This window comes from Parabacteroides sp. APC149_11_2_Y6 (assembly GCF_054506995.1).
The window spans coordinates 4937350-4960496 of the sequence record NZ_CP173709.1; the positions used below are offsets into that span (position 1 = coordinate 4937350).

Below are 23147 nucleotides of genomic sequence, written 5' to 3' on the forward strand. Positions count from 1 at the left end.
TTTAGACTTTAAATTAATATTCCGGATTTTGGGTAATATTAGGAGATGCATCCATCTCATTACGAGGAATGGGGAATAGTAGTTGATAATCTTTAATATTTAATTCTGTTTGTGCCAATCCGTTTCGTTTTAAAAATGCAAAATAGGTTCCTGTTCCTTTTAGCTCACTTGCCCATGTTGTTTTTAATGAAGTCCAAAAATCGGCAGTAGTAGTTAATCCACGTTTTGATGTCACATCTTGCAAATAATGGGTGGCAGTAGTAGTATCTCCTAACTTATATTCACATTCAGCTAATGAGAGTAATACCTCTGTATAAGTAACAAATGATAAAAAGTTATCTAACTTGATAGGTTGATAATCAATGAAATTAGAACTGGATAAGACCGGGTTTTCATATCCCCATATCATTTCGGAACTATTTTTTTTCAATGCTTGCTCTCTTGATGTCGCTATCTGATAATGATTATCGTCAACAATGGCTTCAAATAGCTCTTTTGCTTTAGAGTATTGTTTTTGATAAAGATACATTTTTGCTAATATAGCACGTGGGAAATCTTTAGAAGATCGGAAATAGTCATCGATGGAATCAAAAGTATTTTTCTTGTTTTCAAATTTATCGATTTCTCCGGATAATTGATCTTCGATAAGGTTAAAAAGATCATTACTTTTCATTTGAGTTATATTTCCAAAATCAAAATCATTGTTGATATTTTCTGCATATGGAATATTTTCCCATAAAACGGCTAATTCATAATATAACAAGGCTGTCATAAATGAAAGGTTAGGAATTATTTGGGGTAGCTTTGTTAAGCTCATTTTGGATATATTTCGTATTTGTGTAAGTGATCTGTAAGCAGTATTCCATGCTATTGATATTTGGCTATTATTACTGTCTAATTGATGTGTTTCAAACGGATCTTTCCCGTTTTCACATGTATAAGTATTGGTATAAAGAGCCTCCATTATATGGAAATAGTATAGAGACTTAGCTATGTCGTTATTTAAATTATCTACAGTGGAAGTACCATTATTAGATAAAACCGGCTTGTTTTTATCGCCTTCTTGCATAATGATCAATCGAGAAGAATTCTTTCCATCATAGCTATATACTATTACCTTAGCAGGATAAGTAAGATATGTTTGTGCTGGATTAATGGTTAAAACTATATGGTTGTTTTCTATAGTTTTGGTATAATCTATACTGTCTATATTAAAGATATCAGGCTCGGGGAAGGTTGATACTCCGGGTGCTGATCCTTTGTACGTAAAGGTGAAGGGTATATTTGTATTGACTTGTATATTGAATGTCCCACCTTCCTGTGGAACAAAAAGAGTATCTTTTTCAAAAGCTAATTGGATATCACTACCGTCTCCCAATTCATTACCGGCAATGCCGTCTTCATTCCAATCAATAAAATATTGGAGAGGAGGGACGGTGATTTCTTTATTCATAGAGTGATAGCGATTGATGATATTTTCGCTGATTTTATTCAAATTCAATTTTATACAATTTTCGATGTAATTTTGTTTCATCTCATCTGTTAATTTACCTTGTGCAGTAAATTCCTGGTTGAGTTTTGATAGATATTCAGTTAATTCTGCTTCGGAACGTTTGTATAAAAGAGCAGAAGAAACTGTGATAAGTGCACCGGCTTCTTGACTTCCTGATGTAATGGAAAACTCGGAGGCGTCAGTTTCTGTATAACGTTGAAGTCCGAAATTTGTTAGCAATTCTTTTTGTGCTTGCGTGTTTGCCTCTTTAAAACTGATACCTGTTTCAACAAGTTTTTTTACACGGTTTGCTTTTAAATGGGTCAGTAAGTTAAGATTGACTGTTGTTTTATCAGATAAATCGACAATCGCTTCCAAGTGTATGGTGCTATTAGATAATTTCCCTGTTACTTCGTTAAAAAAGTAACCGTCTGTACTTAACAGTGCGTAGGGAGAAATAAACTTTTGGGTTGGAAAATCAAATGAGCCTTCATTATCCTGGATGGTAGTAGTGTAAATACTTCCCAAAAGCGAAAGTTTTTCGTCCAAAGGCTGAATATTAATACTTGAACCTTGTATAAATGGCCCTTTTTCTACTTTTCCAGTCACTGTATATTCTACATCATTTTTTGATGGTAGTGGCGTATCCTCTGTTTTAGTACAAGAAGAAAATAAAATAGCTATAAACAACAACGAAAGGAGAATTTGATTTTTCATAAAGTTTAATAATTTCTTACAAAGAAAGAAATTATTTGCTTAAGGTAAAAATAAATCAAGTGAGGATTTCTTTTTCGAAAAGGGCGAATCTTATTTTATCTATTAATGTAGAGTTTGTACATTATAGAAAGCTGGTTGTAATTTATTTTACATGTTGTTGCAGAAACTTCTGTAAAACCTGTGCATGGTTTCGTACAGGCTCTTTAGAAGCATATAGCAGGGTTACCGTATCGTAGGATTTTATCAGGTCAAGGAATATATGTGCAGCGTCGGAATTTTCCAGTTCTTTTGTATAGAGTGTAGCGAACTCGTCCCAATGCGCTTTCTGGTCTTCATGAAACCAATTTCTTAACTGGGGTGAAGGAGTAATATCTTTTTCCCAGACATCATATTTTAAATGTTCTTTTTTCATGCCGCGGGGCCATAAACGGTCTACTAATACACGGTATCCGTCATTCTTTTCAGGGTCTTCGTATACCCGTTTGATTTTAATCTGAGTCATAATAGTTTCCCTTCTTGTTTTTGATGTTATACAATCCGTTTAATATACAGACAAATAAGTTGTTCGTAAGGTTGTAGTGGTTATGATTATTTATACAAGGTTTATTCTTTCGGATATTTATCCTTATGATGGAAAATACATATCTTTGTAACAAAACGAACAAAACTAATGGATATATTAAACAATTGGATTAGCTCTGTAAATGACATTCTCTGGTCGTATATATTGATAATTATGCTTTTAGGCTGTGCGGTGTGGTTTACATTGAAAACACGTTTTGTACAGTTCCGCATGATTCGGGAAATGGTTCGATTGCTTGGAGATTCTACAGGGAACAATGAAGGGGGAAAACATATCTCTTCCTTTCAGGCATTTGCTGTCTCTCTTGCCAGTCGTGTCGGCACGGGAAACCTTGCAGGTGTGGCGACCGCTATTGCTATAGGAGGACCGGGGGCTGTGTTCTGGATGTGGATTATTGCCTTGCTGGGAGCATCGAGCGCATTCGTTGAATCCACTTTGGCACAGTTATATAAAAGGAAAGGGAAAGATTCTTTTATAGGCGGTCCCGCCTACTATATGGAACGGGGGTTGGGGCTCCGGTGGATGGGGGTATTATTTGCCGTACTCATTTCCGTCACTTTCGGCTTTGCTTTTAATTCCGTACAAAGTAATACGATTTGTGCCGCATGGGAAGAAGCTTTCGGTATAGACCATACTATCTTTGGGGTTCTGTTAACCGGATTTACTATTTTGGTTATTTTTGGGGGCATTCAGCGAATTGCCAAGGTGAGTAGTATCATTGTGCCGGTTATGGCACTTGGTTATGTGGCACTGGCTTTAGGTGTCGTTTTGTTTAATATACGCGAATTGCCGGCAGTGTTCGATTTGATTGTCGAGAATGCTTTCGGTTGGCAACAGGCTATAGGCGGTGGTTTGGGAGCTGCATTGATGCAAGGCATTAAACGAGGATTGTTCAGCAATGAGGCCGGTATGGGGTCGGCACCGAACGTGGCTGCGACAGCCCATGTATCACATCCGGTTAAACAAGGGCTGATTCAAACTTTGGGAGTCTTTACAGATACTTTAATTATTTGTACCTGTACGGCTTTTATCATTCTTTTTAGCGGGGTGCCTCTTGACGGCTCTGTAAGCGGAGTCCAACTAACGCAGCAAGCCTTGGTAAATGAGGTGGGTAGTACCGGAAGTGTTTTTGTTGCTGTGGCTATTTTGCTTTTTGCTTTCAGCAGTATCATTGGCAATTATTATTATGGAGAGGCGAATATCCGGTTTGTGACACAGAACAAGGGGATTTTGTTTATTTACCGCCTGTTAGTTGGAGGCATGGTTATGTTTGGCGCATTGGCAAGCCTTGACCTTGCCTGGGGGCTGGCAGATATTACAATGGGACTGATGACGATTTGTAACCTGATAGCAATTTCCCTATTAAGCCGGCAGGCATTTTTATTGCTGAATGATTATCTTTCTCAGAAACGGAAAGGTATAAAGAGTCCTGTCTTTGATAAAAATAGTCTTCCGGAACTGAAAGATAAGATAGAATGTTGGTAGGAATCAATTTAGCAGTATGATGATGGCAGAACCTGCCACCATGATTACCGATCCCAGCAGCTTTTTGCGTATATCCTGTTCCTTGAATATCCGGTAGCCGAGAAATATACTGACAATTGTAGATAATTGGAACAGGGCGAGCGCATAACCTACATTCATGTGGTCGAAAACAAAGTTGGTCGTATATTGCATAATACCGATACAAACCACTAACCAGCCGTATAAAGGTAAATCTTTCGCTTTTATTCTTTTGAATTCTTTTTTCACTTGTATTCTGAAAAGGAGTAGAAGGAAGAAAGAGAAGAATACTCCGAACCAACACCAAACAATGAAAGAGATAGTCGTAGAGGAATATAGGATAACTTTTTTAATGAAAATCGCCTCTATGGCTGTCAGTACCATTGCAAGTAGACGGTATCTGATTTCTTTGTTTTTTAGTAAAGCAAAGGAGAAACGTTCTTCCATGGTATCCAGTACAAAATAGCTTCCGCAAATAATTAGTATGATACCTGCAATTCCCCATATATTCGGTATTTCGTGTAACAGGAATATACCTACAATAATTCCAATAACCGATTTGTAAGAGTTGACAGGTCCTAATATGGATAAATCCCCTCCCTGCAATGCTTTTACCAGGAATCCGTTGCCTGTTGCTCCAAAGACACCGGCAATCACACAATAATACCAGAAAGAAGAGGGCAGGCTACTTCAGTCAATCCGGATACCTGGTATAATACAGAGCAGGCTCAACAGGAAAAACGTTATAAAATTGACCACCATAGGATGGTTATATCTTCCCGTAAGTTTCTTTTGGAATACATTTCCAATGGGATTGGAAAAAATACGTAGTGCGATTGCGATGGTCGTGAATAGCATATACTGTTGACTGGAAAAGTTTCTGTTACAAAGTTAATTGAATAATGTGATAAATACAGGCTAAACTATCTGAAAAAGAAACTACAGGGATAAAACAAGTTCGTTTTGTATTTTATAAAAAAAAGCATTAACATTTGTTTGTCTGATTTAACGGTTTCTTGTCTGCTTTATTTAAGCATTGATTTTCTATCTGTGCTTGAAAAATAATAAGTTTTATAAATCCGAACAACCAATAAGGGCTGTTGTGAAGCGTTGCCGTTTATCTTATATTTGTTTCGTTTTAGTACTGAGTATAAATATTCTGCGAGTTTTACTCTTGTGCAGAATATTATACAAAAAGGCTAAATCTTTAAAAGTATAGGGTTGATTCACGGATGTATTCTCTGTGGGTATAGAGAGAATATGTCCTGTTTTTTATTAAGTATTGGGTGTAATTTACGAAAAGAGAGAGCTTAAATTTGAAAGGAAATGAACGAAAATACCAAACAAATTTGGTATGCTGTACGAACGCTTAACTGTAAAGAAAAAAGATTGGGAGAATATCTTGCCAGGAATAATTTAAAATACTTTATTCCGATGCACTATAAAGAAAGAACCGACAGGACTGGTAAAAAGTCCTGTAAATTGGTTCCTGCTGTCCATAATCTAGTATTTCTAATGAAAACAATGGATGATAAAACATTGAAAGTACTGGTAGATAATAGTCCGGTCCCATTTCTGTTATTGCGTCATCATGATACCAAGCAACTTTGTGAAATCAAAGAGCATGAGATGATGGAACTCCGTGCCATTTGTGATCCCGAATATAAAGGAACAATTTATGTTGATATTTCCGAAGTGGAAACGACTTCCGGAACGCTTGTCCGTGTCAAGCATGGAGCATTTAAAGGGCTGACAGGCAAACTTACGCGATATAAGGGTAAATATTACATAGTTGTTACTATTATTTCATTAGGTGTAATGATTCATATACCAAGATGGTATTGTGAGAAACTTGAATAATATACTTTCCTAACAATAAGCATTTTCTATCCCTGCCTATACTTCCAGCCTTTGCCTTATTGAAAATAAAATTTCCTTCCGAATATGCATCGGCAGTACGGATTACTATAATCTGGCCAGTCTGAATGTCCAGAAGAGAAATGTATTAATCGATATGTTATATTGTAAAATAGTTAGAAATAAGTAGGATTAAAAAATATAATGCAAAATATTTTGATTCTTTATTCAGAGTATATGCCTTATACTCATATTGTAGTTCAGGAGCTTGTGAAACTGAAATATTGTGTGCATGTTGTCCGAAGGACAGAGGGGAATGAGACTCCTTATGTTGTTAAGGATATGCAAGGCATCTGCTTTTATTCCCGTTCCGAATACAATTCAGTAGATAAGCTGTTACAGCTATATCGTGAAATAGAGCCCGTATTTATACTGACATCCGGTTGGATGGATGCATTATATAATAAAACGTGTAAGCAACTGAAATCAAATACGGATATTCCCATTATAGCGGGAAGTGATACTCAATTCAAAGGAAAGTCCCAATGGGTAAATATATTATTGTCTCCTTTCAGGCATAAAAAATGGTTTACTCATCTTTTTGTTGCCGGAATATGGCAATATGGATATGCCAGGCGGCTGGGCTTTAAAAAAGAGTCTATTTTAATTTCTAATTTATCAGCGGATGTTGGGCTTTTTCAACAGGTAGATATTGCAGTAAAAGAGAAAAACTATCCAAAAAATTTATTATTTATCGGACGATATAACCCTGTTAAAGGCTTGATTCCTCTTATGAAAGCCTGGGAGGCAATTGAAGATAAGCGGGGATGGAAACTCACTTTAGTCGGAAATGGTCCTTTGAGGGAGGAACTATCCCGGTATGATGTAGAACTTCTTGATTTTAAAGGGCAGGAAGAACTAAAGGATATTGCTCAAAATGCAGGTTGTTTAATCCTTCCTTCATTATTTGAACCCTGGGCTCTGGTCTTACATGAAGCTTCTGCAGCAGGGCTTCCTATCATTGCTTCGGATATTTGTGGTGCAGTTCCTTATTTTGTTATCAATGGCTATAACGGCTGTACGTTTAGTCATAAACAGAAGGATGATTTGAAGAATAAAATAGAAAAGGTGATAAATATGAAAGAACAGGAACTTGTAGAGTGGAGCTTAAATAGCCGGAAGCTATCTTCCCGTATAACTCCCGAGATAGTGGCAAAAACATTAGTGAGTATTTGATAGTAGCTTTATCTCATTTAATTAACCAATGTAAAATAAATTTATATCTATACATGCTATTATGTTGAAATTTATATCTTACATCATATTGTTAGGTATCTCATTTTATCTTTTTCTTAATGCCGGAGAAGGCAATGACCTTTTTATTGAATTAGAGTTTCTGGTTATTTCTTTATTTTCTATTTTTAGGCTTTACAAAGATGAAAACTTACCTTATTCATTGCAAAAAGTTTTCTATCTTTTTTCTTTCTTTTTTTTCGGTATAGCTCCGTGGCTACAATTTAGAAAGGATGTGAAAATCTGGACATTAGAACCTTTAATCCCGGATGATTATTTGGTTGCTAATTTCTATATATTGGTTTTTATTTTTTTATTTGCTTTGATATACGATTTATGTCGAGGAAGAAATTTATATTACCGGGAGTTTGTATATCGAGAGAAATATACTTTTTCCATTAAGGGAGAGGTGGTTTTATTCCTTGTGTCTCTGTCTGTTTTATATGTATATTCCTATATAAATAAGTTTAATATTTTTTCTTTATTTCTACGGGGAGGAGAACTAATAGAGGATTCTCAACTTTCTAATATGACTTTATGGCTGATAGTAGAGGTTGTATTAAGGCCGATCCCTATTTTTATTGCATTATTTTATCATTTATCTAAAAATAAGAATCTTGGGGTAGAAGTTTTTTTGTTTTTGATAGGGATAATTATGGCTTTTCCCACAGCTATTGCCCGTTATCAGGTTGCCGTTTTATATATCCCTATTGTAATATTATTGATACCTCTCTTATCGAAGAAAAATATTTTTGTTACATCCATGATTGTAGGGATGCTAACCTTTTTTCCCTTTTTGAACCAATTCCGCAATTATAAGATTGGAAAGAGTCTGTCTTTAAGCCCTGATTTCTCTATGTTCCTGGAGGGGCATTTTGATGCCTATCAGAATTTCCTGTTGGTATTGAAGCATGATATTGTAACATATGGGAAACAACTATTAGGGGTTTTTGTATTTTTTGTCCCTCGTTCTTTATGGGAGGAAAAGCCTACAGGGAGTGGCTTTTTTTTGAGTGAACAATTAAATCTTTCATTTTCAAATATATCGATGACATTTCCTGCGGAGGGCTATATAAATGCAGGTTTTATTGGATTCATTCTTTTTACTGTTGTTTTAGCCGTTTTCTGCTCAAGAGTGGATACTGTTTTTTGGAGTAAAGGAGAAAGGACTATAATGGGTACAATACAGTATTTGGTCTTGCTAGGTATGACATTTTTTATATTACGAGGTGATTTACAAAGTTCATTTGCTTATTTAATAGGAATCCTTTTCTCCATTTATGTAGTAAAATTTCTGGTAGAAAAATTAAGTCTTTAATATATCTTTTTAACCTATGCCGACTATTCTTCAAATCAATACTGTTATTAATACCACCTCAATTGGTAGAATTGCCGAGGAAATAGGGCAATTAGTCATATCTAAAGGCTGGCGGAGTTTGATAGCCTATGGTAGAAGACCCAGAAAAAGCCAATCTGAATCAATCAGAGTAGGAACAAGTTGGGATAATTTATTGCATGGATTAACAACCCGTTTTTTTGATCGACATGGTTTAGCTTCCCGCCAGGCAACAAGAAAGTTGATTAAGCAAATTGAACTTATAAAACCGGATTTGATTCATTTGCATAATATTCATGGGTATTATTTAAACTATCCTCTGCTGTTTGAATATCTTACGCGGGCAAATATACCGGTTGTTTGGACTTTACATGATTGTTGGGCTGTGACTGGCCACTGTTCTTATTTTTCTTTTATCAATTGTAACCGCTGGAAACAGCAATGTTATGATTGTCCACAGAAAAAAAGCTATCCTTCCAGCTTTTTATTCGATTGTTCGAAAGAAAACTATATCAAAAAGCGGAATGCTTTTACTTTACCGGATAATCTGACGATAGTGTGTGTGTCTGATTGGTTGCAGGGGGTGATAAAGGAATCTTACTTGAGTAAATATCCAATCCTTCGTATTCATAATGGAATTGATTTAGACCTATTTATCCCCGGAAAGATAAGAAAGAAAAAACTGAAAATAACATTGTTGGGGGTTGCTAATGTCTGGGATAGCAGAAAAGGACTGATTGATTTTTTTCGTTTAAGGAGGCGGTTACCCAGAGATGATTACGATATTGTTTTAGTTGGATTATCGAAATCCCAGTTACGACATTTGCCGGAAGGCATTAAAGGCATTTGCCGGACAGAAAATATACAACAACTGGTCGAATTGTACCGGGAAGCGACAATTTTTATAAATCTAACCAGAGAGGATTGTTTTCCTACAACTAATCTGGAAGCCTTAGCTTGTGGAATACCTGTTATAACTTATAAGACAGGAGGAAGTATTGAAGCTGTTGATTCGGAAACAGGAATAATTGTTGACCAAGGCGACTTAAATGGAATAATAGAAGCAATCAGAGAATTATCTCAAAGAGACCAGGTCCGGTTATCCCGGGATTGTAGACAACGTGCAATTAATTATTATAATAAGAAAGAACGATTTCAGGAATATTTTGATTTGTATAACATGTTGATAAAGGAATAAAAGGAGAGAACTTTACTAACGAAGATAATTAACCCGAAGTTAAAACCAATTGAAAAAATGAAGATTAGTATTATTACTGTAACCTACAACAGTGCACATACTATTAGAGATACAATAGAAAGTGTACTGAATCAAACATATAAAAATATAGAATATATTATTGTAGATGGGAAAAGCAATGATGAAACTCTGGAAGTAGTGCAAGAATATGAATCCCGGTTTGGCGGACGTATGATTTGTTTGAGCGATCCGGATGAAGGCATTTATGATGCGATGAATAAAGGAATATTGCGTTCTACCGGTGAAGTAATAGGTATTTTGAATTCTGATGATTTTTTCACATCAGATAAAGTGATAGAAAAGGTGGTACATAAGCTCTCCACTTGCCAGGCTGATGCGGTATATGGGGATATTCATTTTGTTGAACCTTCAAATTTGAAGAAGTGTGTGCGTTATTATTCTTCTAAGATATTCAAACCGGAATTAATGCGTTTGGGATTTATGCCTGCACATCCGTCCTGCTATATTAAGAGGCATTGTTTTGCAAGTACCGGATTATATAATACTCAATACAAAATAGGGGCTGACTTTGAGTTCCTTTTAAGATTGATCGTATTGAAAAAGTATAAATTCGTATATATGCCGATAGACTTTGTTACGATGCGTATCGGTGGACTCAGTACAAGGGGCATGAATAGTCTGGCTTTAATTATGAAAGAACATCAAAAAGCTCTTAAAGAAAATGGGTTATATTCAAACCGGTTCTTTTTAAGCCTGAGATACTTTTATAAAGTATTTGAATTATTATCTTTTTTCTGGGATAAGAAACCTTTTCGTGAAACAAGATATAGTGTAGTAAAATGATAGATTTTTTTGATAAACTGTATGCCGGAATCCGGATACGTAATCCGTATCTTCGTAAACTTCGTTATTATGCTTTTTTGCAAAGGTGTGTATTAGGGATTTCTGATAGGTTATTGCCTGTTTTTTTACGGCAAACACAGGACAATCCTGCATACTGTTTGCCCCCTGTGAAAAAAAATGAAGGGAGAATTATCGTTTCATTTACATCTTTTCCTAAACGTATCGGGAAAGTCTGGATGGTAGTAGAGTCAATATTACGACAACGGAAAAAGCCGGATATGATTATTCTTTGGCTTTCCCGAAAGCAATTCCCGTCTATTGATACTCTCCCTGATTCTTTACTTGAGCAAAGAAAAAGAGGGCTTAAAATTGAACTGAGGGACGGGGAGGATATCCGTTCGCATAAAAAGTTTTATTATGCGATGCAGGAGTATCCGGATGACATGATTATCACTATTGATGATGATGTATATTATCGTTCGGACACGATAGAACTATTGTATCAGTCTCATTTGAAATATCCACAGGATGTTTGTGCCAATCTAACCCGGGTACTAAAATTCCAGAGTGATAAACTTGCTTTGTATGATGAATGGCCTTGGGGACATGAAACGGATAATCATTTAATGTCTTCGCAGATTGGGCAAGGCGGGGTCCTTTATCCGCCTAATGTTTTATATGAAGATGTGTTGAATTTAGAGCTTTTGTTAAAGTTGGCACCTTTAGCAGACGACATGTGGCTGTTTGCTATGGGGCGGTTACGAAATACGCATGTAATATATACAGGTACCCGATGGACTAATTTAGCAATACCTTTTACTGCCAACGAGACCCTTGCCGATATAAATGACGGATTGCATTATAATGACAAACAAATTGATGCTATACGAACTTACTATATGGATAAATTGGGCATAGATCCGTTTGCTGAATTTGCCAACGATTGATATGTTGATAGACTATTTTGACAACTTGTATTCACTGATTAAAAATCGTAGTGGGCTATTAGAGAAAGTCCGGTATTATTCCCTATTGCGTAATATCGTCAGAATAATAGCGAATCTGATTTTACCTGTATATTTTCGTTGTACACAAAATGATCCTGCTTATAGCTTGCTTGAGACAACTCGAACGCGGGGACGGATAATTATTTCGTTTACTTCATTTCCTAAACGTATTCATAAAGTATGGTTGGTTGTAGAGTCGATATTAAGACAGCAAATGAGGCCGGATATGATCATTCTCTGGCTTTCCAAAGAGCAATTTGCGTCTATTGAGATTCTTCCTGCTTCTTTATTACGTTTACAAGACAGAGGGTTACAGATACGATTGTGCAGTGGCGACATCCGTTCGCATAAAAAGTATTATTATGCGATGCAAGAATATCCGGACGATATTATTATTACAATCGATGATGATATTATGTATAGTTCGGAAATAATCACTTTGTTGTATCAAACCCATCTGCAAAATCCATCTTGTATTTGCGCCAATTATGCTGTCATTCCACGTTATTATAAAAATAAGTTACTTTCTTATGAAACCTGGCCCGGATGTTATAAGGTAGATGCTTCGGAGCATTACTTTGTATCTCAGGTTGGATTTGGAGGAGTCCTTTATCCTCCAGGCTCCTTACATCCGGATGTCCTGAAAATAGAACAAGCTCTTCATTTAACTCCTCTTGCTGATGATATCTGGTTATATACTATGGCACGTTTGCAATATACTCCGGTCGTTTATACACAAAAGAGATGGATATTTTTACCGATTGTTTATTTGAATAATGTCCGCCTCACAGATATAAATGATGGTGAAGGGTTTAATGATAAACAAATAGCTGCAGTAAGAACATATTATTTGAAAGAAATAAGAAGAGATCCCTTTGCCCGGTGAGAGTACTCCACATGTATCTTGTTAGAATTTATATTTCACCTTTAACAGAAATTCTCTCGGGCGGATATTCACCCATGAGGTATAGCTTTCTGTGGCTGCATATTGCGTATACCGGTATTCCTTTTTGTTGAACAAATTGGTTACATCGGCCGTTAGTTGCCATTTACCTGTTTTCCAGTGGAGGGTAATATCTGCGAAGAATGCATCCACTGCTTTATCTCGGCTGATATCATTGTGATAATGGTCGACAGAAAGGCGGAATTCCACCGGCGAAAGTTCGTAAGACGCTTGTAACCTCTGTACGATGTTTAGCAGAGGACTGAGGCGGGTTTCACTTCCGATGCGGGAACCGCCGTAATAAATGGTAGACTGGTAACCGATTTCTAATAACCGTGTCGGAGTCCAGATGATTTTCGGTTCGTATTGCATATAATCCGAGCGGAAGGGCAGGCGTTTGCCATTGCTGAGTTGTTCGGCTTCGTTTCGTCCAAACAGGTAGGAGAGAGAGAATTTTAAACCCCAGTCATAAAACCCTTTTGATAGGGTTCCGTTGATAGACCAGGTATAGGAATCATTCTCTTCCGGATGGGAGATAAGTGATACGATATCCCCCTCAATCTGCTGTTCGTAAATCCGGTTTGACCAATTGCGGGAATGGTTCAGGGAAAGTGTAGAAAAGAATTCGCGCACCGTACTTTTATATTCACCATACAAAGCGTACGACTGCTTACGCTTCACCGGCAATATGCCGTTGCTTACTATCCGGTTTCGAAAACTGGAACGGTAAGGGGAGGCATACAAATCTGTAATGTCTCCATATGATTCCTTATATCCGGCACGGGCGGAAAAACGCCAGGCGTAATTCACTTTATAATTAATATATAAAGTGGGATTAAGTGCCGGATGTGAGAAATCTGCTTCCGGGATAGTAGTCCACCGGAACGGAAGGTTCAGTGATATATTCCATTTAGGCAGATTCCACTGATAGTTGGGAGTGGCCAATACACTCATTCCGTTATGCAGGTTGTTTATATCTCCGGTAATTCCTGCCGTATACCGTTGCGTAAGTGTTCCTTTCTTCCGGAGAAAAGACAAAGAATGGTCTGCATACAACTGGCGGAAGTTCATCTTGTTTGTATGGTTATCTATATTAATTTGAGCCGGTAGGCTATGGTAGCGGATAAGCGAGCGAACTTCCAGTGTATATTTATTGCGGGTCCAGAGGCATTGCAGATAATTCTTAATTCCTAAGTCCGGTGTTTGTATCCGTTGGGTGATTTCCCGGCCACTTAAAATATAGGATAAACCGTTTTCCCAGTTTCCAGACAAATCGAAATGGTTTGTCAGGAATTGTTCTTCAGTGTTATTTTCAAGGTTCGCTGTAAAATCGGCATGGTCGCTCCGGATATGAGTATTGTTTTGTTCCTCCAGTGTAAGCGTATCTTTTGCCTGATAATAACGGGTGATGTTTCCTCTTTTCTGATTTTGTAAATCATGCATATAATTTACATTCAACCGGAGCTGTGTTGTTTCATTCAGTTTATATAAACGATTGGCAGACAACATATGTGTCTCGTTGAATAAAGACCGCTCCTTTTTCAGAGGAGTATTCAGGGATGTTTGTTCAAGGAAAGAAGGAAGTTGAGGACCGTTCTTTTTTTCTATTTCCGGTGTTTGAAAAAGCGTCTGTTCTTCCGTTATATCCTTTCCTGTATTGTTCCCTTTGTAAAAATAGGCCGATTGGCTTTTATGGCTTAGTTGCATGGCATTCAGAGTACCAGACCAGAGAAGAGGGGAGGCTCCTATTCCTCCTTCAACGCTAACCAGCCAGCGATTACGGAACTGGGGCTTTAGTTTTAGGTTGAGGGCAATGTCTTCTGTAGATACTTTTTTATTGAGAACACGTATCGGCTGATGGTTTTCTAAAACCTGTACAGTCTCTACCGCATTTGCTTGCAGGTTATTGCTGATTTGCCCGTATCTCCCATCCGTCAGGTCCATACCTTCTACATAAAAACGGCTGATATTTTTTCCATTGTATGAAATTTGACCGGCATCATCGACCTGGATACCCGGTAACCGCTTCAATACATCTTTTACAGATTCGTCTTTCGGGGATATGAAACGGGAAATGTCATAATTGATCGTATCCTGTCTTCCGTATACCCTGCCGGGACGAATCTCCACTTCTCTCAGACTAAAAATTTCAGGGAATAACCGGAAGTGCAATTCTTTTTCGGAAGATACCGGCTGCTCCATTATGTGGTAGCCCAGTAAGGAAACGCGGACAACCATCGAATCATCGATGCTTTTAGCAGGAAGAACAAAATACCCTTCGCTGTTTGTCAGCGTATAATTAAGTGGCAATCCGTTGCCGGTTTTTAATAATTGTACGGTGGCGGCATCGACAGGTATGTTTTTTTCTGCATCTGTAACCACCCCTTTTATCCGTATCTGTGCTTGGATATGAAAGGCGATAAAACAGAAAAGATAAGAGAGTATCAGTCGCTTCATACTATGATTGTGTAAATGGTGTGTTATCCTTTTGCGAGTTTCATACTGTGGAACTTTTAGTTTCATGCTGTAGAACTTTTAGTTTCAATTGCATGAAACTTTTTGTTTCAAGTCGTGAAACAATTTTGGAACTATGACCTTTTTATAAAAAGGCAGGCCTATTCCCGTTCAATCGGGTTGTAAGGCACATTTTTCGGGCGGTAAGGCAGTCCGTCTTCTCCGGTTACTGTTACTTTCATGCCAGGGGATGTTTCCGTTATATAGCCAATCGGATCGGCAACATAACGTGTATATATTTTTTGTAACTCTTTCCGTGTGACAGGTTCGTATCCGGAACCTGTGAATTGTATCATTTCTTCTTTGTGGCTTTTTTCTATGCCGGAGCAGGTGAAGGTATAATGGCTTTGACTGTCGAGAGCTTTCAATATCAGTCCGGGTAGCCCTTGTAGTTTCCAGGGACCTTCGCTTCTGGGAATATCGGTCGTGTACCATGCTTCATAATCTCTTCCCCGGAAATGGCAGGTGGCTTTCCTGCAAAAATAGGAAAGGATAGTGGTTGTATCGGGTAATAAGGTCCATTCGGGAAGCTCTGTCGGCTCTTCGCAACGAAAGCGGCTTACTGCCAGTTGGTCGAGCAGAGTTGTTTTTCCGACAGGATAGTTTTTATATATCCGGTAATTGATATTGCCTCCTCCTTGTTTTAAATGTTCGGCGATGACTTCTTGTGAGGCTCCTGCTGCTTTGTCTGCCTCCACCAGCGAGTCCATATGGAAAAGGGAGTAGCTGTAATAGACGGAGCTTTTAGTACCGACTTTCAGCATCATCGTTTCTTTTATCTGATTTTCAGGAGCTAAAGTGTCGCTGACAAAAGATGTCTGATACTGTACCGTAAACAATAGTTTATCTACCGGTTTGGCTTTGAATACCTCATCGAGATTATACACGCGGATGTTTATTTGTGCAACTGCTGAAAGTGTGCACAAGAAAATAGATGTTGTTAATATAAGCCGTTTCATCTCAGTTATGTTTTATAATTCTTTGTGGCAAATATACCGGGCAGGAAGGATGCAGGAGAAAAAAGTTATTACTGAAATATTACGCTGGCTAAATATTACTGTTTTATTATTCCCGCAGAAAAATATCCTCTTTGTTTCGTTTTCATTTGTTCTCCTTTTTAACTTTGTCTGAAAAAAGGAACGGATGGAAAAACGAATACAGTTAATCTACTTATTGTCATTACTGGCAGCACTGGTGGCGATAGGGGTACAGGGGTATTGGTTGTATAGCCAGTTCCGGTATGAAATGCAGCGGTATGGTGAAAGTGTCGCTGAAAAAGTAAAGGAGATAGGAAATGATGAATTCGGGATACGACGGCGGGTAGCGCTGGGTACAAAAGTGACCTATATTCTTGACCGGAATGTAGAACACAGGACGGTTTCTGAAAAAGAAACTTCTTCCCGCAGTTCTGCCGGATTTCAATTTATGCTGAAAGATACGGCAACCATGCAGACATCCAATCTGAATCTGAAATTTGATCCCTTTATGTCGGAAGATAGTTTGTTGTCGGGAGTGGAACGTTCGGTGGTAAATCATTTTGTCCCTTTTTCCGGCGAACGGTTGGATAGCTTGTTGAAAGTCCGTTTGCCCGGATATAGATTCAGCAGTTTGCCTCTTGCTGAAAAAGATACACTAAATCCTGTTTCTTCCTGGCAATTACAGAAGGATGGACTTTTGTCTTCTTCCCTGATTGTGAAATATATGTATGCACCTTTTGATAAAAAAGGAATCTTATTGACTGTATCCCTTCCTTTTCATCCGCTTCTTGTTCGTATGGGAGGTCAGTTGGGATTGAGTCTTTTCTTGATACTATTGCTTGTTTTCTGTTTATGGTTCCAGATACGGACGATCTTGGAACAGAAACGAATAGGAGAGATGCGTGAAGGCTTTGTCCATACGATGATACATGAACTTCGCCGTCCGGTGCAAGCTTTGAAGATGTGTGTAACGTTTTTGAACGATAAGGATATGCGTATGGATGAGAAGGCTTGCTCGGAAGTTTCCCGGGATGCCCTGTTTGAATTGGATAATCTTTCTGCTTATTTGGGAAAATTGAAAGATATGGTATGTGCGGATGGTGGTAATACCCCGTTGAACGTTTCTTCATTTAATTTGCAGGAATTGGTAGAGAAGGTATTGCATTTTATTCAGATACCGTCGGGGAAGCAGGTTTCTTTTTCTATAGCATTTCCTCCGGATTTACCTTTTGTTACGGCGGACCCTGTACATATGGCGAATGTCCTTTGTAACCTGGTGGAAAATGCAATAAAATATTCCGGTCCGGAAGTGGATATTCGTATTGTTGTGTTACGGAAAGAGAAAGGAATCGAATTGTCAGTTGAAGATAATGGCTTCGGTATCTCTCTGAATGAACAGCAAAAAGTTTTTGAGAAGTTTTATCGTTCTACTAATTTGTCGGGGAGACAAATACCGGGACTCGGGCTAGGCTTGAGTTATGTCCGGCAAATTGTTGAAGCGCATCGCGGCAAAGTCTCTTTACTGAGTGGAATCGGGCAGGGAACAAAAGTTATAGTCGCTATTCCTCAATAAAAAACTGAAAGTCTTTTGGGGGTATGATATAAAAATAGAATTAGGTAATATATGGCAGTTCCATTAAAAATATTGTTTGCAGATGATGATCTGAAGTATTCTCTTCTTCTGAAAATATATCTGGAGAAGGAAGGGTATGAGGTAACCTATACAGGAAATGGCACGATGGCTTTGGAACAATTTCCGATAGTCAAGCCGGACCTTGTTTTGCTGGATATTAATATGCCCGGGTTGAATGGATTCGAGGTTGCGGAAAAGATACGGGAACGTGACCGTCGTGTCCTGATTTTTTTCTTGTCGGACCGCTCTGATAAGAACGACCGTTTGAAAGGCTTTAGCCTGAAAGGGAATGATTATCTGGCAAAGCCTTTTTATCCGGAAGAACTGTTGGCACGTATCCGGGATCGTTTTGAACAGCTGTTTCCGGTAGAAACGGAAGAGGAGATGTATTCTTTCGGAAATACGGTGTTCAACTATGCAACCAATGAAATACGTACAGGCAACAGTAAAACCTTGGTTACTTCCCGTCAGGCAGATATCCTTCGTATCCTGGTAAGTAATTTGAATACGGCAGTTCCCCGCGAGGTAATCCTGAATGCCGTATGGGGGTATGCATCATATGCAAACTCACTTGCCCTGAATGTGCAGATAACTTATTTGCGGCGTGCTTTAAAGAATGATTTGTCTGTGGAGATTGCATCCCTTACAAAAAAAGGATATATGCTGAAAGGATAAAAAATCTTGTTATCTTTGTACAATAGTATTACAAAGAAAAACAGAAGCATATGAATTTCAGTGAAAAATGTATCCATGTATTTGAACAGGCTACAAATGCTTATCATGTAACCGACCATGTGGATGCTACCATACACAACCCGTATGAGGTAAAGAGCATCGAGTTTTATCTTTACCTGAAGAATTGGATTGATGCAGTGCAATGGCATCTGGAAGATATTATCCGTAATCCTGCCATTGACCCTGTTGAGGCTGTGGCTATTAAGCGGCGTATAGACAAATCCAATCAGGACCGTACGGATTTGGTGGAATTGATAGATAGTTTTTTTCTGGATAAGTACAAGGAAGCAAAAGTCTTGCCGGATGCAACAATCAACACAGAAAGTCCTGCTTGGGCGGTAGATCGCCTTTCTATTCTGATTCTGAAAATATATCATATGCAGCAGGAAGTGAACCGTCCGGATGCCGATGCGGAACATAAGGCTCGCTGTGAAGAGAAACTGGCTGTTTTGCTGGAACAAAGAAAAGATCTTTCTACGGCTCTCAATCAGTTATTGGCAGATATTGAAGCCGGTCGTAAATATATGAAGGTATATAAGCAAATGAAGATGTATAATGACCCGGCTTTGAATCCGGTGTTGTACGGGAAAAAATAATGGCAAATATATTAGTAATACGTCTCTCTGCTATAGGGGATGTAGCAATGACTGTTCCGGTTATTTATTCGGCAGCCAAAGCGAATCCCCAAGATAATTTTACTGTGCTTACCCAGGTATTTCTAATTCCGGTTTTTATGAACCGCCCGAAAAATGTGGAGGTTATCGGAATTAATACTAAAGGAGCGGAGAAGGGTCTTATGGGCTTGCTTAAATTCGCATCTGCATTGGTGAAGTATGATTTTGATGTCGTATTGGATTTGCATGATGTAATTCGCAGCATGATTCTCCGCAGTTTTTTCAAGTTAAGCGGAAAGAAAGTCTATGTTGTGGATAAAGCCCGGAAAGAGCGGAAGCAACTTACTTCCCGGGATAAAAGGGATGTTTTCCCCTTACGTCCGGTAATAGAACGATATGCGGATGTTTTTCGTGTCGCAGGGCTGAATTATACAGAGACATTTACTTCTTTATATGAAAATCATCCGGCTGATATTTCTTTCCTGGAAGAAGAAATAGGAAAGAAAGCCGGGAAATGGATTGGTATTGCTCCTTTTGCCAAACATCGGGGAAAAATTTATTCTACGGATGAAATGGAAGAAGTTGTAGCACAGCTTTCGGAACATGAAGATTATACAATTTTCCTTTTTGGAGGAAAAGGGTATGAAGAGGCTGTGATGGGAGAATGGGCTTTCCAATATCCCCGGGTGAAAAGTGTGGTAGGGTGTTATTCTTTGGATAAAGAACTGGCACTTATCAGTAAACTGGATGTGCTTATTTGTATGGATTCTGCAAATATGCACTTTGCTTCGTTGGTGGGAACGAAGGTTGTTTCTATCTGGGGGGCTACTCATCCTTATGCCGGTTTTTATGGTTACCGCCAAGACCCGGCAAATATTATTCAGGCGGGACTTTCTTGTCGCCCTTGTTCCGTATTCGGAGAGAAACCCTGTTTCCGTGGAGATTGGGCTTGTATGAAATTAATAACTCCCGATATGATTATCAATAAGGTGAATATCCTGCTGAAGGAGGTTGCACCGCATTCATAATATATACGTCAAACATGAAGATCGTTATAAACCCTAAATATGAATTTCTTAAGGATTTTATAACCAGCTTACCGGAACATTTTTCGGAAGAAGGAACTATTATCTATAATGAGCGGAATGTTTTGAAAAGTTATCAGGTACAAGGTGTAAACCTGGTGATAAAAAGTTTCAGGGTTCCTATTTTTATTAACCGGATTGCCTATACCTTTTTCCGTAAGTCTAAAGCTTCCCGTTCTTATGAATATGGGATGGAGATACTGGAGCGAGGAGGCAATACTCCGGAGCCAATTGCTTATATTGAAGAATATAAATTGGGTTTGCTGAACCGAAGCTATTATTGTTGTATCAATGAGGCAGAAGCGATGACTGTCCGTAGTTTTATGGACGGTTCTAATTTACAGGCCGATGATTTATTGCGCAGTTTTGTGCATTTTACAGCAGACCTTCATCGCGCAGGCATTCTACATATCGATTATTCACCCGGAAATATATTGGTAAAAAAGACAGTGGATGGTGGATATGCTTTTACCGTTATAGATATAAACCGTTTACGTTTCCAGAAGGTATCAACGGAAAATGCATTACGTAATTTTGACCGGTTGGCTCTTTCCCCCGAAGTTTCAACCCGTCTTGCCGGAATGTATGCAGAATGTTGTTCTTTGGACAAAGAGGAAACTATCCGTAAAATAAATGAATATAGTGACCGTTTTTTCTTTAAACGGACAATAAAAGAAGCGATTAAATCCGTTAAGCGGAAAAAAGGAAAGTTCCGTTCATTATTCGGACCTGTACAGTACTATTTGCTTCTTCTCCGCATTCGCTTATTGTTGGGAGGCCGTTCGCAAGGAGCCCTTTATAATAAAGAGCGCGACCTGTATCTCGATTACATTTATCCGGTGGATGAACGGAGAGTGTTAGATCGCAAATTTCATTATAGTTTGCCGTAAACTTCCATTAGATCGTCTGCTATTTGTTTATCGGTAAAACGTTTTACATACTCTTTGCCTGCCGCTTTCATTCTATCAGAAACAGAAGGAGTGGAAAGTACCCAGTCTATCTTCTCGCTTAAATCGTTCGTATCATTTGGATTGACGTAAAGGGAATCCGGTCCTCCGGCTTCTTCCAGGCAGGAACCGGTTGCTGCGATAACGGGAATGTTGGAATGCAGGGCTTCTATAATCGGAATCCCAAATCCTTCAAAGAAAGAGGGATAAATAAACAGGCTGGCAAGTTGATAGAAAATGGGTAAGTCTTCGTAAGGGATATTGTTCAGCAAAGTGACTTGCTTTTCCATTTTGTTCTCCTTGATATAGTTTTCCACTATTTCGGTATAAGGAGTCCTTTTACCGATAGCTATCAGACGGATATCTTTATTCAGTTTATGCAGGGCTTTCACAATGAGCAATAGATTTTTTCTCTCTTCGATACTGCCCACATATAAAATATAATGTGTTGGAAGATTGTATTTATCTGTAACCCGTTGTCGTTCTTCCGAAGAGGCTTGTTTCAGGAATAGTGGGGCACATCCCTGATATACGACATCTATTTTATTTTCGGGAATATGGTAATATTTAATAATGTCTTGCCGTGTCATCTCGCTAACGGCAATCACACGGTCTCCCAATTCACAGGCTTTTCTGAATTTGTAGTTGTAGATTGTACGGTCTATCGGTTTATAAAATTCAGGAAAACGGACAAAAATGAGATCGTGAATTGTTACAAGGGATGGGATTCCTGCTTTCTTCAAGCCAAACGGAAGTTCATTGCTTAGTCCGTGATAAATGTCCGGTTTTTGCTTTTTCAAATCGTTAGCAATGCCGAAAGAACGCCATATGGGCTTGAGGAACGAGTTTATACCTTCGGGATAATGATAGGTTATGTTATTCCCTTTCGGAAGCTTGTTCTTCAGACTTTCTTTCCCTTCTCCTGGAGTATATAAATGATACTCGTTCATTGGGTAGTAGTGAGATAAGATATCTATGATATATCTTCCATAATTACCCAATCCGGTGGAATTATGGGTAATTCGTTTTGCGTCGAAAGCAATTTTCATAACTTCTCAATTTTAGCAAGTTGTGGAATAAACGGTCTCCAGAAATTTAACCGATCCCCTTTATACCAAGCATGTGCTCCGAAGGGTAATTGTTCATGGTTTTTTTGATAAAGAAGTTGGGGGTGATTCTCAAATGCAAAACTCAAAGCCTCTTTGTAATCAGGAACATATAGTTGTCTTTTTTTTCTGTTGGCATGAATACCCCAATAGACGTCTTCTCCGTAATGAGAAGATGTTTGTTTGAGAAATTGGGATATGTCTTTTTGATTGGAAAGGGTAACCTGGTAACAAATATTTGTATTCCTCAGAGAAAAACCACCGTTTCCTGTTTGAAAATAGTTGCTCCGGGCGTTATGGACTGAAAACAAACGCGAAAAGAACTGGCTGATGGCAAGTTCTTTTCTATTTAGTATCCGGTTGTATTTGGCGGAAGGGATCCAGGGGGCGCCTATGTAATCGTATCCTTTGTCACACCATTCCCTGAGTTTGTCGGAAAAGACATAAGCATCGGTTTGGTAGATGAGCAAATAGCGATACTGGAGGAAACGTTCGTAAAATTCGGAACTCAACATTAGGTGGTTGTAACCATCCAATCCTCTGAAATAGTCATCTTTAAAGCGAATAACGGTATGAATGCCGTATGTTTGTTCCAATTCTTTTGTGTGCAGGGATTTAGGAGCAATGAAAACGATTGGATAATGCCCTAATACGGATATGCATTGTTGCAAAGCAATTTGTTCGAATTCGTTTAGTGCAACTCTATAAATTGGGATGATGATGACTACTGTATCCATTTGTGT

The 23147-nt window shown here is 38.3% G+C and carries 20 protein-coding genes; 13 read left to right on the plus strand and 7 right to left on the minus strand.

The features are described from left to right. Positions 1–13: 13 nt before the first annotated feature. Together ACGE0T_RS20135 and ACGE0T_RS20140 are read right to left on the minus strand one after the other, a co-directional pair. Positions 14–2209, minus strand: coding sequence for a RagB/SusD family nutrient uptake outer membrane protein (locus ACGE0T_RS20135; RefSeq protein WP_459188354.1), 2196 nt, complete (start codon positions 2207–2209; stop codon positions 14–16). A gap of 142 nt (positions 2210–2351) precedes the next feature. Beyond that, positions 2352–2711: a DUF488 domain-containing protein gene (locus tag ACGE0T_RS20140; protein WP_459188355.1), complete on the minus strand. Its 360-nt coding sequence runs from the start codon at positions 2709–2711 to the stop codon at positions 2352–2354. Between the two features lie 168 nt (positions 2712–2879). Here ACGE0T_RS20140 and ACGE0T_RS20145 point away from each other — a divergent pair, with 168 nt between their 5' ends. Next, positions 2880–4277 (plus strand): alanine/glycine:cation symporter family protein, encoded by a 1398-nt coding sequence (locus tag ACGE0T_RS20145; RefSeq protein WP_459188356.1) that lies wholly within the window; start codon positions 2880–2882, stop codon positions 4275–4277. Between the two features lie 3 nt (positions 4278–4280). Here the strand turns inward: ACGE0T_RS20145 and ACGE0T_RS20150 are convergent, their stop codons facing one another. Continuing rightward, the gene (locus tag ACGE0T_RS20150) at positions 4281–4979 is read right to left on the minus strand and encodes an EamA family transporter (protein ID WP_459190526.1); all 699 of its coding nucleotides are present in this window, start codon (positions 4977–4979) and stop codon (positions 4281–4283) included. A 642-nt stretch (positions 4980–5621) separates the two neighbouring features. Between ACGE0T_RS20150 and ACGE0T_RS20155 the strand changes: the two genes are divergently transcribed. The 7 genes from ACGE0T_RS20155 (at position 5622) to ACGE0T_RS20185 (ending at position 12736) form a co-directional block, all read left to right on the plus strand. Next, positions 5622–6155 carry a UpxY family transcription antiterminator gene (locus tag ACGE0T_RS20155; RefSeq protein WP_459188357.1) on the plus strand — a complete coding sequence of 178 codons (534 nt, stop codon included), beginning with the start codon at positions 5622–5624 and terminating at the stop codon, positions 6153–6155. 201 nt (positions 6156–6356) lie between these two features. After that, entirely contained in the window at positions 6357–7388 is a 1032-nt protein-coding gene (locus tag ACGE0T_RS20160) for a glycosyltransferase family 4 protein (protein WP_459188358.1), read from the plus strand. A gap of 61 nt (positions 7389–7449) precedes the next feature. Next, positions 7450–8763 (plus strand): hypothetical protein, encoded by a 1314-nt coding sequence (locus tag ACGE0T_RS20165; protein WP_459188359.1) that lies wholly within the window; start codon positions 7450–7452, stop codon positions 8761–8763. Positions 8764–8779: 16 nt separating this feature from the next. After that, complete coding sequence (locus ACGE0T_RS20170) at positions 8780–9979, plus strand: glycosyltransferase (RefSeq protein ID WP_459188360.1); 1200 nt, start codon at positions 8780–8782, stop codon at positions 9977–9979. A 57-nt stretch (positions 9980–10036) separates the two neighbouring features. Next, positions 10037–10843, plus strand: coding sequence for a glycosyltransferase family 2 protein (locus tag ACGE0T_RS20175; RefSeq protein ID WP_459188361.1), 807 nt, complete (start codon positions 10037–10039; stop codon positions 10841–10843). A 167-nt stretch (positions 10844–11010) separates the two neighbouring features. Then, entirely contained in the window at positions 11011–11790 is a 780-nt protein-coding gene (locus ACGE0T_RS20180) for a hypothetical protein (RefSeq protein ID WP_459188362.1), read from the plus strand. A gap of 286 nt (positions 11791–12076) precedes the next feature. Continuing rightward, complete coding sequence (locus tag ACGE0T_RS20185) at positions 12077–12736, plus strand: hypothetical protein (protein WP_459188363.1); 660 nt, start codon at positions 12077–12079, stop codon at positions 12734–12736. A gap of 21 nt (positions 12737–12757) precedes the next feature. Here the strand turns inward: ACGE0T_RS20185 and ACGE0T_RS20190 are convergent, their stop codons facing one another. Together ACGE0T_RS20190 and ACGE0T_RS20195 are read right to left on the minus strand one after the other, a co-directional pair. Then, positions 12758–15250: a carboxypeptidase-like regulatory domain-containing protein gene (locus ACGE0T_RS20190; protein ID WP_459188364.1), complete on the minus strand. Its 2493-nt coding sequence runs from the start codon at positions 15248–15250 to the stop codon at positions 12758–12760. 158 nt (positions 15251–15408) lie between these two features. Then, entirely contained in the window at positions 15409–16266 is an 858-nt protein-coding gene (locus ACGE0T_RS20195; protein WP_459188365.1) for a GLPGLI family protein, read from the minus strand. A gap of 184 nt (positions 16267–16450) precedes the next feature. Here ACGE0T_RS20195 and ACGE0T_RS20200 point away from each other — a divergent pair, with 184 nt between their 5' ends. The 5 genes from ACGE0T_RS20200 to ACGE0T_RS20220 are packed head-to-tail and all read left to right on the plus strand — an operon-like array spanning position 16451 to position 21241. Continuing rightward, a complete protein-coding gene (locus tag ACGE0T_RS20200; RefSeq protein ID WP_459188366.1) occupies positions 16451–17857 on the plus strand; it encodes a sensor histidine kinase in 1407 nt (468 codons plus the stop codon). A 51-nt stretch (positions 17858–17908) separates the two neighbouring features. Next, positions 17909–18592 carry a response regulator transcription factor gene (locus tag ACGE0T_RS20205; RefSeq protein ID WP_459188367.1) on the plus strand — a complete coding sequence of 228 codons (684 nt, stop codon included), beginning with the start codon at positions 17909–17911 and terminating at the stop codon, positions 18590–18592. A 50-nt stretch (positions 18593–18642) separates the two neighbouring features. Next, positions 18643–19248, plus strand: a complete 606-nt coding sequence (locus ACGE0T_RS20210) for a DUF4254 domain-containing protein (protein ID WP_459188368.1) — start codon at positions 18643–18645, stop codon at positions 19246–19248. Next, a complete protein-coding gene (locus tag ACGE0T_RS20215; protein ID WP_459188369.1) occupies positions 19248–20294 on the plus strand; it encodes a glycosyltransferase family 9 protein in 1047 nt (348 codons plus the stop codon). The genes ACGE0T_RS20210 and ACGE0T_RS20215 overlap by 1 nt, the downstream gene beginning before the upstream one ends. Before the next feature lie 14 nt (positions 20295–20308). Next, positions 20309–21241 carry a lipopolysaccharide kinase InaA family protein gene (locus tag ACGE0T_RS20220; protein WP_459188370.1) on the plus strand — a complete coding sequence of 311 codons (933 nt, stop codon included), beginning with the start codon at positions 20309–20311 and terminating at the stop codon, positions 21239–21241. Here the strand turns inward: ACGE0T_RS20220 and ACGE0T_RS20225 are convergent. Both ACGE0T_RS20225 and ACGE0T_RS20230 read right to left on the minus strand, forming a co-directional pair. Continuing rightward, complete coding sequence (locus tag ACGE0T_RS20225; RefSeq protein WP_459188371.1) at positions 21226–22347, minus strand: glycosyltransferase family 4 protein; 1122 nt, start codon at positions 22345–22347, stop codon at positions 21226–21228. The two genes, ACGE0T_RS20220 and ACGE0T_RS20225, sit on opposite strands and share 16 nt — an antisense overlap. Then, complete coding sequence (locus ACGE0T_RS20230) at positions 22344–23141, minus strand: DUF5672 family protein (protein ID WP_459188372.1); 798 nt, start codon at positions 23139–23141, stop codon at positions 22344–22346. The genes ACGE0T_RS20225 and ACGE0T_RS20230 overlap by 4 nt, the downstream gene beginning before the upstream one ends. Positions 23142–23147: the final 6 nt, after the last annotated feature.

What these genes read in the sequence shown, in the direction of transcription:
- ACGE0T_RS20135 (WP_459188354.1), bottom strand. Translation starts at nt 2,209, where the DNA reads ATGAAAAATCAAATTCTCCTTTCGTTGTTGTTTATAGCTATTTTATTT.
- ACGE0T_RS20140 (WP_459188355.1), bottom strand. Translation starts at nt 2,711, where the DNA reads ATGACTCAGATTAAAATCAAACGGGTATACGAAGACCCTGAAAAGAAT.
- ACGE0T_RS20145 (WP_459188356.1), top strand. Translation starts at nt 2,880, where the DNA reads ATGGATATATTAAACAATTGGATTAGCTCTGTAAATGACATTCTCTGG.
- ACGE0T_RS20155 (WP_459188357.1), top strand. Translation starts at nt 5,622, where the DNA reads ATGAACGAAAATACCAAACAAATTTGGTATGCTGTACGAACGCTTAAC.
- ACGE0T_RS20160 (WP_459188358.1), top strand. Translation starts at nt 6,357, where the DNA reads ATGCAAAATATTTTGATTCTTTATTCAGAGTATATGCCTTATACTCAT.
- ACGE0T_RS20165 (WP_459188359.1), top strand. Translation starts at nt 7,450, where the DNA reads ATGTTGAAATTTATATCTTACATCATATTGTTAGGTATCTCATTTTAT.
- ACGE0T_RS20170 (WP_459188360.1), top strand. Translation starts at nt 8,780, where the DNA reads ATGCCGACTATTCTTCAAATCAATACTGTTATTAATACCACCTCAATT.
- ACGE0T_RS20175 (WP_459188361.1), top strand. Translation starts at nt 10,037, where the DNA reads ATGAAGATTAGTATTATTACTGTAACCTACAACAGTGCACATACTATT.
- ACGE0T_RS20185 (WP_459188363.1), top strand. Translation starts at nt 12,077, where the DNA reads ATGATCATTCTCTGGCTTTCCAAAGAGCAATTTGCGTCTATTGAGATT.
- ACGE0T_RS20190 (WP_459188364.1), bottom strand. Translation starts at nt 15,250, where the DNA reads ATGAAGCGACTGATACTCTCTTATCTTTTCTGTTTTATCGCCTTTCAT.
- ACGE0T_RS20195 (WP_459188365.1), bottom strand. Translation starts at nt 16,266, where the DNA reads ATGAAACGGCTTATATTAACAACATCTATTTTCTTGTGCACACTTTCA.
- ACGE0T_RS20200 (WP_459188366.1), top strand. Translation starts at nt 16,451, where the DNA reads ATGGAAAAACGAATACAGTTAATCTACTTATTGTCATTACTGGCAGCA.
- ACGE0T_RS20205 (WP_459188367.1), top strand. Translation starts at nt 17,909, where the DNA reads ATGGCAGTTCCATTAAAAATATTGTTTGCAGATGATGATCTGAAGTAT.
- ACGE0T_RS20210 (WP_459188368.1), top strand. Translation starts at nt 18,643, where the DNA reads ATGAATTTCAGTGAAAAATGTATCCATGTATTTGAACAGGCTACAAAT.
- ACGE0T_RS20215 (WP_459188369.1), top strand. Translation starts at nt 19,248, where the DNA reads ATGGCAAATATATTAGTAATACGTCTCTCTGCTATAGGGGATGTAGCA.
- ACGE0T_RS20220 (WP_459188370.1), top strand. Translation starts at nt 20,309, where the DNA reads ATGAAGATCGTTATAAACCCTAAATATGAATTTCTTAAGGATTTTATA.
- ACGE0T_RS20225 (WP_459188371.1), bottom strand. Translation starts at nt 22,347, where the DNA reads ATGAAAATTGCTTTCGACGCAAAACGAATTACCCATAATTCCACCGGA.
- ACGE0T_RS20230 (WP_459188372.1), bottom strand. Translation starts at nt 23,141, where the DNA reads ATGGATACAGTAGTCATCATCATCCCAATTTATAGAGTTGCACTAAAC.